A 10,350-nucleotide genomic window follows, 5' to 3' on the forward strand; every position below is an offset into this window, starting at 1 on the left:
CCAGCGCGGGGCGGCGCGCTCGCAGGGCCGCACGCAGCGCTCGGCCGCCGCGCCGTCCCAGCGACGTCGCTCGGGCGACCCGGCGCGCGGCGTGGCGTTCGACGTGCTGCGCGAGGTGCACGGCTCCGACGCCTACGCCAACCTCGTCCTGCCGCCCCTGCTGCGCGAGCGCGGGATCCGCGGCCGCGACGCGGGCTTCGCCACCGAGCTCACCTACGGCACGCTGCGCCTGCGCGGCCGGTACGACGCGATCCTGGCCGTCGCGGCCGACCGGCCGGTCGACCGCATCGACCCGCCGGTGCTCGACCTCCTGCGGCTCGGCGCGCACCAGCTGCTGGGGATGCGCGTGCCGCCCCACGCCGCCGTGTCCGAGACCGTCGGGCTCGGCCGGGAGCGCGTGGGCACCGGCGCGTCGCAGTTCGTCAACGCGGTGCTGCGCACGGTCGGCCGCGACGACCTCGACACGTGGCTGGCGCGCGTCGCGGACGCGGCGGACCCGCGGGGCACCGACCCCGACGCGCGGCTGGCCGTGGTGGAGAGCCACCCGGCCTGGGTCGTGCGGGCGCTGCGCGAGGCTCTCGTCGGTCACGGGCGCTCCGCCGACGAGCTGCGGGACCTGCTCGTCGCCGACGACGAGGCGCCGCGCGTGACGCTCGTCGCGCGCCCCGGCCTGGTGGACCGGGCGGCCCTGCTCGACGAGGCCGGCGAGGGCGCACGAGCGGGTGGGCTCACCCCGACGGCCGTCGTGCTGGAGGGCGGGGGAGACCCCGCAGCGCTGGCCGCGGTCCGCGAGGCGCGGGCCGGGGTGCAGGACGAGGGCAGCCAGGCGGTCGCCCTGGCGCTGGCCGCCGCCCCGCTCGAGGGCCGCGACGAGCGCTGGCTAGACCTGTGCGCGGGCCCGGGCGGGAAGGCGGCCCTGCTCGCCGCCCTCGCGGCCGGACGCGGCGCGCGGCTGGTCGCGAACGAGGTGCAGCCGCACCGCGCCCGCCTCGTCGAGCAGTCGGTGCGCGCGGCGCGCTCGGCGGTCGAGGCGGTGCGCGTCGGCGACGGCCGCACGGTCGGCGAGGACGAGCCCGGCGCGTACGACCGCGTCATGGTCGACGCCCCGTGCACGGGTCTGGGTGCCCTGCGCCGGCGGCCCGAGTCGCGCTGGCGGCGCACGCCGGCGGACGTCGCGCCGCTGTCCGCGCTGCAGCGCGAGCTGCTCGGCTCCGCGCTGCGCGCCGTGCGACCCGGCGGGGTCGTCGCCTACGTGACGTGCTCGCCGCACCTCGCCGAGACCCGGCTCGTCGTCACCGACGCCGTGCGGGCGGCGGCGCGCGCCGGGCTCCGGGTCGAGACGCTGGACGCGGCGGCGGTCGTGCGGGAGGTCGCCGGTGGCGACGTCGCGCTGCCGGAGGGCCGCACCGACGTGCAGCTGTGGCCGCACGTGCACGGCACCGACGCCATGCACCTGACCCTGCTGCGCCGGGAGGCCTGAGGCCCGCGCCGGGCGCCGCCGGGCGGCACCCGGCCGCGTCGATACGCTGGCGGCATGGGCGCCCTGATCAACCCCAGCATCCTGTCCGCCGACTTCGCGAACCTCGAGCGCGACCTCGGGCGCATCGCGCACGCGGACTTCGCGCACGTCGACGTCATGGACAACCACTTCGTGCCCAACCTCACGCTCGGCCTGCCGGTCGTGCAGCGGCTCGCCGAGGTGTCGCCCGTCCCGCTCGACGTGCACCTCATGATCGACGACGCCGACCGCTGGGCCCCCCAGTACGCCGAGGCCGGCGCCGCCTCCGTCACGTTCCACGCCGAGGCGGCCCAGGCCCCGGTCCGGCTGGCCCGCGAGCTGCGCGGCGCGGGCGTGCGGGTCGGCGTGGCGCTGCGCCCGGCGTCGCCCGTCGAGCCGTTCCTCGACCTGCTGGACGAGATCGACATGGTCCTGGTGATGACCGTCGAGCCGGGCTTCGGCGGCCAGTCGTTCATCGAGGGGATGCTGCCGAAGATCCGCCGCACGCGCGCCGCGATCGACGAGGCCGGGCTCGACACGTGGGTGCAGGTGGACGGCGGCGTCGCGCGCGACACGATCGCCCGCGTCGCCCGGGCCGGCGCGAACGTCTTCGTCGCCGGCTCCGCCGTGTACGGCGCGGACGACGTCGCGGCGGAGATCGACGAGCTGCGCCGCCGCGCCGACGCGGCGCACACCGTCCAGGCCTGAGGCCGTCCCGCAGCGCGGACGCGCGCGGGCGGGAATGCCCGCTGTGGCATCATCGTTGGCGCTAGGCACACACGTGCTCCGGGGTCGGTGAAAGTCCGAGCCGGCGGTGACAGTCCGCGACCCGGTCGATCGGCAACGATCGTCCGGTTGACCTGGTGGAACTCCAGGACCGACGGTGAGAGTCCGGATGGGAGGAACACGTGGCGGCGCGCCGCTGGGCGTGCCGTGGCGCGGGCATGCCCTCGTCGACGACCCCGGAGCCTGAGCGCACCGGAGGTGAGGGTCGATGAGCGGTCCCGGCGTCCCCGCCGCCTCCGTCGCCGACGTCGAGGTGGCCGCCATGCGGCGCGCGCTCGAGCTGGCCCGCCGAGGCCCCGAGCACGACGTCAACCCGCGCGTCGGCTGCGTGCTGCTGCGCGACGGCGTCGTCGTCGGCGAGGGCTGGCACCGCGGCGCCGGCACGCCGCACGCGGAGGTCGCCGCGCTGGCCGACGCCCGCGGCCGGGGCGAGCCGACGGCCGGGGCGACCGCGGTCGTCACGCTGGAGCCCTGTGACCACACCGGGCGCACCGGTCCGTGCTCGCTCGCGCTGCTCGAGGCAGGGGTCGCGCGCGTCGTCGTCTCCGTGACCGACCCGAACCCGGTGGCCGCGGGCGGTGCCGCGCGGCTGCGCGCCGCGGGCGTCGACGTCGTGACCGGCGTCCTCGACGACGAGGGCCGGGCGGTGCTCGGCGCCTGGGTGGCGACCGTCGAGCGGGCGCGGCCGTTCGTCACGCTCAAGACGGCGACGAGCCTCGACGGGCGGGTCGCCGCGCCGGACGGGTCGAGCCGGTGGATCACGTCCGCCGTCGCCCGGCGGCACGCGCACGAGCTGCGCGCCGAGGTCGACGCGATCGTCGTCGGCACGGGCACCGCGCTGCGCGACGACCCGTCCCTCACGGCACGGGACGCGGCCGGCGGGCTCGTCGCGCACCAGCCCCTGCGCGTCGTCGTCGGCCGCCGTGCGGTGCCCGACGCCGCACGGCTGCGCGGCCCCGGCGGCGAGCTCGTCGAGCTGCGCACGCACGACCCGGCCGCGGTGCTGGAGGCCCTCGGGGCACGCGGCGTCCGCACGGTGCTCGTCGAGGGCGGCCCCACGCTCGCAGCGGCCTTCCTGCGCGCGGGACTCGTCGACGAGGTGCACGCCTACGTCGCGCCCGTCCTGCTGGGGGCCGGCGCGCCGGCCGTCGCCGACCTCGGCGTCGCCACCCTCGGCGACGCCGTCCGGCTCCGGCCGACGAGCGTCCTGCCGCTCGGTCCCGACGTGCTCGTCGTCGCCACGCCCGTGCCCCGCGCACCGCTCACCGTCCCGCCCCACGAGGAGGTCTGATGTTCACCGGCATCGTCGAGGAGGTCGGCGTCGTCGTCGCGCTCGACCGCGTGGAGGGCCAGGACGCGCGGCTGCGCGTGCGGGGTCCCCTCGTGACGAGCGACGCGCGGCTCGGCGACTCGATCGCCGTCAGCGGCGTCTGCCTCACCGTCGCGGACCTGCCCGGCGACGGCGAGCTGGTCGCGGACGTCATGCCGGAGACGCTGCGACGCACGGCGCTCGGCGACCTGCGCGCGGGGGACCGGGTCAACCTCGAGCGCGCCCTGGCGGTCGGCGGCCGCTACGGCGGGCACGTCGTGCAGGGTCACGTCGACGGCGTCGGGACGATCGTCCGCCGCGAGCCGGGCCCGCGCTGGGACGACGTCGAGATCGCGCTCGACCCCGCGCTGGCGCGCTACGTCGCCGAGAAGGGCTCCATCACCGTCGCGGGCGTCTCGCTCACGGTCACGCACGTCGCCGACGACTCCTTCGGCGTCTCGCTCATCCCGACGACGCTCGCCGCGACGACGCTCGGTGCGCTGGCGCCCGGCGCGCGGGTGAACCTGGAGGTCGACGTGCTGGCGAAGTACACCGAGCGGCTGCTGGCGACCCGGGTGGCGCCGTGAGCGTCCGGCTGGGGACCGTCGAGGAGGCCCTGGACGCGCTGCGCGCGGGCCGACCGGTGCTCGTCGCGGACTCCCCGGACCGCGAGAACGAGGCCGACATCGTGCTGGCCGCCCAGTCGGCCACGCCGGAGTGGGTGGCGTGGACGATCCGCCACTCGTCGGGGTACCTGTGCGCGCCGATGCCGGCCGCCCGGGCGGACGCGCTCGACCTGCCGCTCATGGTCCCGCACAGCCAGGACCCTCGGCGCACGGCGTACACGGTGACGGTCGACGCGGCGACGGGCGTCACGACCGGCATCTCGGCGGCCGACCGCGCGCGCACGCTGCGCGTCCTCGCCGACCCGGCGTCGGGCCGCGGCGACCTCATCCGGCCCGGGCACGTGCTGCCGCTGCGCGCGGTGCCCGGCGGCGTCCTGCACCGGGGTGGGCACACGGAGGCCGCGGTCGACCTGTGCCGGCTGGCCGGGCTGGAGCCCGTCGGTGCGATCGCGGAGCTCGTGCACGACGACGGGACGATGATCCGGCTGGCGCAGGCGGACGAGCTCGCGCGGTCCGATGGCCTCGTCCTCCTGACGATCGAGGACCTCGTCGCGTGGCGTCGCGCCCACGACGACGCGGTGGTGACCGAGCCCGCAGCGGCGGACGCCGGTGCGCGGGTGCACGCCACGCACACGGCCTACCTGCCGACCCGGCACGGCGAGTTCCGGATCCACGGCTACCGCGACCTGCGCACGGGCGACGAGCACGTCGCGCTGGTGCCGCCGGGCGGCCTCGCGGCGACGCCGGTCGTCCGCGTGCACTCCGAGTGCCTGACGGGCGACGCGTTCGGCTCGGCGCGGTGCGACTGCGGCCCGCAGCTCGAGGCGGCGATGGAGCTGGCCGCGCAGCAGGGCGGAGCGGTCGTGTACCTGCGCGGGCACGAGGGCCGCGGCATCGGCCTGCTCGCCAAGGTCGCGGCGTACGCGCTGCAGGACGAGGGGCGCGACACCGTCGAGGCGAACCTCGACCTCGGCTGGCCCGCGGACCGTCGCGAGTACGGCGCCGCCGCGGCGATCCTCGCCGACCTGGGCGCGACGCGCGTCGCGCTGCTGACGAACAACCCCGCGAAGGTCGCCGGCCTGCAGGCGCACGGCATCGAGGTCGCCGAGGTGCGCGGCCTCGAGGTCGGGCGCACGCCGCACAACGAGGCGTACCTGCGGACCAAGGCCACCCAGATGGGCCACGTGCTGCACCTGCCCCCCGGCACGCAGCGCGAGGCCATCCCCGTCATGCCCGTGCGGGCGACGCCGACCACGCCCGGCATCGACACCGCCGACCACCCGTTCGACCCCCTGGAGGACCTCGCATGAGCGGCGCCGGAGCACCCACCCTGACCGTCGACGGACACGGCCTGCGGGTCGTCGTCGTGGCGGCGAGCTGGCACACCACCGTGATGGACGGCCTCGTCGCCGGCGCCCGGCGGGCCCTGGAGGAGGCCGGCGTCGAGGACGTGACCCTCGTGCGCGTCCCCGGCTCGTTCGAGCTCCCCGTCGCCGCCCGCGCCGCGGCGCTGTCCGGCGCCGACGCGGTCGTCGCCCTGGGCGTCGTGATCCGCGGCGGCACGCCGCACTTCGAGTACGTCTGCCAGGCGGCGACGAGCGGGCTCACGGACGTGTCGACCGCGACCGGCGTGCCCGTGGGCTTCGGCGTCCTCACCTGCGACGACGAGCAGCAGGCGCTCGACCGGGCCGGGCTGCCCGGCTCCCGCGAGGACAAGGGCGCCGAGGCCGCCCAGGCCGCCGTGGCGACCGTGGTCGCGCTGCGTGCGCTCGCGCCCGGGGCCCGGCGGTGACCGGACCGCTCGACTGGCTGTTCGACGCGACGCTCACGGTCGCGGGGCACGACGTCCTCTGGCGCGAGATCCTCGGCAACCTGTTCGGCCTCGCGTCCGCCGTGGGCGGGCTGCGCCGCCGGGTGTGGGCCTGGCCCGTGGGGATCGTCGGCAACGTCCTGCTCTTCACGGTCTTCCTCGGCGCGGTCTTCCACACGCCGCAGACGATCGACCTCTACGGCCAGGCCGCCCGCCAGGTGTTCTTCGTCGCCGTCTCCGTCTACGGGTGGGTGCGGTGGAGCCGCACGCGGCGCACCGCCCTGGCGGCCGGCGTGGAGGACGCGCCCGCGGTCGAGCCGCGCTGGGCGACCGCGGGGGAGCGGGTGCTGCTCCTCGTCGCCGCGGCCGCCGGGACGCTGCTGTTCGCGTGGGTGTTCACCCGCCTCGGCTCGTGGGGACCGTGGGCGGACGCGTGGATCCTCACCGGCTCCCTGCTGGCGACCTACGGCATGGCGCGCGGCTGGATCGAGTTCTGGCTCGTGTGGATCGCGGTCGACGCGGTCGGCGTGCCGCTGCTGCTCACGGCCGGCTACTACCCGTCCGCGGTGCTGTACCTCGTCTACGGCGGCGTCGTGGTGCACGGCTTCCTCACGTGGTGGCGCACCCGCCGTGCCGCCGACGCCGCGAAGGCGCGCGTCGCGACCGACGTGCCGGGCGGCGTCGTCCCAGCCCCCGGCCCGACGACGGGCGTCGCCGGTGCTGCGTCTACGCTTGGCCGACGTGAAGACGTTTGACGCCCTGTTCGCCGAGCTCGCGCGCAAGGCGGTCGACCGCCCCGCCGGCTCGGGCACCGTCGCCGAGCTCGACGCCGGCGTCCACGCGATCGGCAAGAAGATCGTGGAGGAGGCGGCCGAGGTCTGGATGGCCGCGGAGCACGAGGGCGACGAGCGCACCGCCGAGGAGATCTCCCAGCTGCTCTACCACCTGCAGGTGCTCATGCTCGCGCGCGGCCTGACCCTCGAGGACGTGTACCGCCATCTCTGAGCGTCCCGCCGCCGCCCGCCCCCACCTGCCGAAGGAACCACCGTGCTGAGGATCGCCGTCCCGAACAAGGGCTCGCTGTCGGAGCCCGCCGCCGAGATGCTGCGGGAGGCGGGCTACCGCCAGCGCCGCGACACCCGCGAGCTCGTCCTGCCCGACCCCGACAACGACGCCGAGTTCTTCTTCCTGCGCCCGCGCGACATCGCGGTGTACGTGGGGGCCGGCACGGTCGACGTGGGCATCACGGGCCGTGACCTCATGCTCGACTCGCACTCCGCCGCGGTCGAGCACCTCCCGCTGGGCTTCGCGCGCTCCACGTTCCGGTTCGCGACGACGGCGGGCACGCTCACCGACGTGCGGCAGATCGCCGGCCTGCGCGTCGCGACGTCGTACCCCGTGCTGGTGGCGGACTGGCTGCGCGAGCGCGGCATCGAGCCGGCCTCGGTCGTGCGGCTGGACGGCGCGGTCGAGACCGCGATCCGCCTCGGCGTCGCCGACGTCATCGCCGACGTCGTCGAGACGGGCACGACGCTGCGCGCCGCCGGTCTGGACGTGTTCGGCGAGCCGCTGCTGCGCTCGGAGGCCGTGCTGGTGCGCCGCTCCGACACCGAGCCGCCCGCGGGTCTCGACGTGCTCACCCGCCGCCTGCAGGGCGTGCTCACCGCCCGCGAGTACGTCCTCATGGACTACGACGTGCCCGCCGACCTCGTCGACGCCGCCGTCGCGATCACGCCGGGCCTCGAGTCGCCCACCGTCTCCCCGCTGCACAACTCGCAGTGGTGCGCCGTGCGCGCGATGGTCCGCCGCGACGAGACCAACCGGGTCATGGACGCGCTCTACGACGTGGGTGCGCGCGCGATCCTCGTGACGTCCATCCACGCGTGCCGGCTGTGACGGCAGCCCGATGACCGACGGACGCGCCCCGCTGCCGCTGACGTTCCGCCCGCGCCTGGCGCGCCAGGTGAGCCTGGCCGTCGCGCTGCTGGTCCTCGTCGGGACGGCGCTGGTGGTCGTCCTGGTCCCCGGGCTCAACGCCGGCGACCGGGCCGGCTTCCTGCTCTTCGGCGTCGCGCTCGCCTGGTTCTGCTGGCGGGAGGCGTCGGTGCGGCTGGTCGCGGACGAGGACGGCGCGACGGTGCGCAACCTCATCGTCACGACGCGGCTGCAGTGGGCGGACGTGGTCGCGGTCCGGTTCGGCGAGCGGCCCTGGGTCCAGCTCGACCTGGCGAACGGCGAGACGCTCGCGGTGATGGGCATCCAGCGGGCCGACGGCGCGTCCGCGCAGGAGCAGGCGCGCCTGCTGGCCACGCTGGTCGCGGAGCGCACGCGCACCGACCGCGACGACTGACCCGGGCGGCCCCCGCACGGGGCCGGCCGGACGGTCAGGCGCCCAGCAGGTCGACCGCGTGCACCCCGGCGACGGCGGCCGCGACGAACGCGCCCGGGTCCTGGTCGAGCGCGCGACCCATGGTCGACAGCTTGACGGGCGACTCCAGCAGCGCGTGCACGAGCGCCTTGTCGGCACGGACGTCGACGAGCCGCAGCCGGGGGTGGGCCGCGACGAGCTCCTCGGCCTGGGCGTGCACCTGGCGGCTCAGCGGGCCGAGCTTGGGCTCGAGCTCGTCGTCGGGGACGGGCACCGGGACGTCGGCCGGCACGAGCGCGACCCGCCCGTACGCGGTCGTCGAGTGGTGCGAGACGCCGACGTGCCGCTCGCGCAGGTCGGCCCCCGAGACGCGCAGCGACGCGACCGGACGGCCGCCGAGCACGGCCGCCGCGTTGACCGCCTCGCCGGCCGCCACCCCGGAGAAGCCCCAGCGCGTGCCGGTGCCGAGGTTGCCGGGCCCCTGCGCGACGACGACGAGGTCCGCCTCGACGACGAGCCGGGACGCCAGCAGCGCGGTGTGCACCGTCACGGCCTCCAGGTCGCCGCCGAAGGACTGGCCGGCGGTGATGCACGACGCGATCCAGCCCGCGTCGCGCAGCCCGGCGACCGTGCGCGAGAACCAGGCCGGCAGCGCGCCGCCGTCCGTCATCACGTACGCGACCCGCGGCGCGGGGCGGCCCGCGCGCGCCGCGGCGTGCCGGGCCCCCGCCACCACGGCGGGGAGCGCGGAGTGCAGGTCCGCGACGACGACGGGCAGGCCGGCCAGGTCGTCGGCGTCCCGCATGAGCTCGTGGTGCTCGGACTCCTGGTCGTCGACCCCCAGCACGAGCGTCTGCAGCGGCGTGTAGCGCGCCTTGACGAGGTGGCCGGGGCCGCCGTGCCGGTCGGCCGGCGGCTTGTCGTCGCGCGCGACGACGAGGGCGTACCCACCCGTGCCGAGGCCTCGCGCGAGGGCGGAGACGTTGAGCTGGACGCGGTCGCCGACGGCGAGAGGCCCGACGAGCTCGGGGTAGGCGAGCGACTTCACGCGCCCCGGGAGCCGCGTGTCGGCCCAGGGGTCGTCCAGCCGGACGGTCACCTCCTGAGCACCCGTCCAGCTCGCCCCCAACGACTCGACGGCCCCCGTGCGCCACGTGATCACCGGATCACCGTACCGGCCACTACGGTGGTGCCCGATGGCCGACCAGATCGATGCGTCCGAGCGCCTGCTCAACCTCGTCATCGCCCTCGTGAACACCCGGGGACGGATGACCAAGGAGCAGGTGCGCACCGGCGTCGCCGGGTACCAGGGGGCGCAGTCCGACGACGCGTTCGAGCGGATGTTCGAGCGCGACAAGGACGCGCTGCGCGACCTCGGCATCCCCGTGCTGACCGTGACGGACGCCGGGCACGGGGACGACGTCGGCTACCGGATCGACGTCGACACCTACGCGCTTCCGCCGCTGGACCTGACCGCCGCGGAGCTCGGCGTGCTGACCATGGCGGCCCAGCTGTGGCAGGACCAGGCGCTGTCGGCGGACACGAGCCGGGCGCTCACCAAGCTCAGCGTCGTCGGCACCGGTCCGCGCGACGGCGGGCTCGTCGCGGGCCTCTCGCCCCGGGTCCGACCCGGCGGGAAGGCGCTCGCGCCGCTCGTCGACGCCGTGCAGGACCGCCGCGCCGTGCGGTTCACGTACCGCGCCGCCAACACCGGGGAGGTCCGCGAGCGCACGGTCGAGCCGTGGAAGCTGCTGGCGCGCCGCGGCGGCTGGGTGCTCATCGGCTTCGACCGTGACCGGGGCGCGAGCCGCTCGTTCCGCCTCAGCCGCATCGAGGGCACCGTCCGGGCCGTCGGGCCGACGGGTGCGTTCCCGGCGCCGGCGCCCGAGGAGCTCGAGGCGGCGATGGCGGCCTGGCGTCCCGGCGCCGAGCGCGTCGCGACGCTCGCGCTGC

The 10,350-nt window shown here is 76.7% G+C and carries 12 protein-coding genes and 1 riboswitch; of the genes, 11 read left to right on the top strand and 1 reads right to left on the bottom strand.

The features are described from left to right. The 10 genes from HGCM_RS12325 to HGCM_RS12370 all read left to right on the top strand — a co-directional run. Nucleotides 1–1,480 (top strand): RsmB/NOP family class I SAM-dependent RNA methyltransferase (locus tag HGCM_RS12325; RefSeq protein ID WP_081596397.1); only part of this gene is annotated, 1,480 nt, incomplete at its 5' end. 54 nt (nt 1,481–1,534) lie between these two features. After that, on the top strand, nt 1,535–2,206 hold the full coding sequence (rpe, locus tag HGCM_RS12330; RefSeq protein ID WP_019137139.1) for a ribulose-phosphate 3-epimerase: 672 nt from the start codon (nt 1,535–1,537) through the stop codon (nt 2,204–2,206). A 70-nt stretch (nt 2,207–2,276) separates the two neighbouring features. Further along, nucleotides 2,277–2,409, top strand: a riboswitch (FMN riboswitch). Between the two features lie 83 nt (nt 2,410–2,492). Continuing rightward, nucleotides 2,493–3,575, top strand: a complete 1,083-nt coding sequence (ribD, locus tag HGCM_RS12335) for a bifunctional diaminohydroxyphosphoribosylaminopyrimidine deaminase/5-amino-6-(5-phosphoribosylamino)uracil reductase RibD (RefSeq protein ID WP_019137140.1) — start codon at nt 2,493–2,495, stop codon at nt 3,573–3,575. Beyond that, nucleotides 3,575–4,180: a riboflavin synthase gene (locus tag HGCM_RS12340; protein WP_019137141.1), complete on the top strand. Its 606-nt coding sequence runs from the start codon at nt 3,575–3,577 to the stop codon at nt 4,178–4,180. Before ribD ends, HGCM_RS12340 begins: the two co-directional genes overlap by 1 nt. Beyond that, a complete protein-coding gene (locus HGCM_RS12345; RefSeq protein ID WP_019137142.1) occupies nt 4,177–5,529 on the top strand; it encodes a bifunctional 3,4-dihydroxy-2-butanone-4-phosphate synthase/GTP cyclohydrolase II in 1,353 nt (450 codons plus the stop codon). Before HGCM_RS12340 ends, HGCM_RS12345 begins: the two co-directional genes overlap by 4 nt. Then, nucleotides 5,526–6,011, top strand: a complete 486-nt coding sequence (ribH, locus tag HGCM_RS12350) for a 6,7-dimethyl-8-ribityllumazine synthase (RefSeq protein WP_019137143.1) — start codon at nt 5,526–5,528, stop codon at nt 6,009–6,011. The genes HGCM_RS12345 and ribH overlap by 4 nt, the downstream gene beginning before the upstream one ends. Then, nucleotides 6,008–6,784, top strand: coding sequence for a nicotinamide riboside transporter PnuC (gene pnuC / locus HGCM_RS12355; RefSeq protein ID WP_019137144.1), 777 nt, complete (start codon nt 6,008–6,010; stop codon nt 6,782–6,784). Before ribH ends, pnuC begins: the two co-directional genes overlap by 4 nt. Next, on the top strand, nt 6,771–7,034 hold the full coding sequence (locus tag HGCM_RS12360; RefSeq protein WP_019137145.1) for a phosphoribosyl-ATP diphosphatase: 264 nt from the start codon (nt 6,771–6,773) through the stop codon (nt 7,032–7,034). The genes pnuC and HGCM_RS12360 overlap by 14 nt, the downstream gene beginning before the upstream one ends. Nucleotides 7,035–7,076: 42 nt before the next feature. Next, the gene (hisG, locus tag HGCM_RS12365) at nt 7,077–7,925 is read left to right on the top strand and encodes an ATP phosphoribosyltransferase (RefSeq protein ID WP_019137146.1); all 849 of its coding nucleotides are present in this window, start codon (nt 7,077–7,079) and stop codon (nt 7,923–7,925) included. A gap of 10 nt (nt 7,926–7,935) precedes the next feature. Next, the gene (locus tag HGCM_RS12370) at nt 7,936–8,379 is read left to right on the top strand and encodes a PH domain-containing protein (RefSeq protein ID WP_019137147.1); all 444 of its coding nucleotides are present in this window, start codon (nt 7,936–7,938) and stop codon (nt 8,377–8,379) included. Between the two features lie 34 nt (nt 8,380–8,413). Here HGCM_RS12370 and HGCM_RS12375 read toward each other — a convergent pair whose 3' ends face one another. Then, nucleotides 8,414–9,559 carry a DUF3866 family protein gene (locus tag HGCM_RS12375; RefSeq protein WP_019137148.1) on the bottom strand — a complete coding sequence of 382 codons (1,146 nt, stop codon included), beginning with the start codon at nt 9,557–9,559 and terminating at the stop codon, nt 8,414–8,416. Nucleotides 9,560–9,593: 34 nt separating this feature from the next. On the opposite strand from HGCM_RS12375, the gene HGCM_RS18235 reads away from it, so the two are divergent. Next, the coding region (locus HGCM_RS18235) for a helix-turn-helix transcriptional regulator (protein ID WP_019137149.1) at nt 9,594–10,350 on the top strand (757 nt) is incomplete at its 3' end.

Origin of the sequence: Cellulomonas massiliensis JC225 (assembly GCF_000312005.1) — a bacterium.
Taxonomy (GTDB): Bacteria; Actinomycetota; Actinomycetes; order Actinomycetales; family Cellulomonadaceae; genus Cellulomonas; species Cellulomonas massiliensis.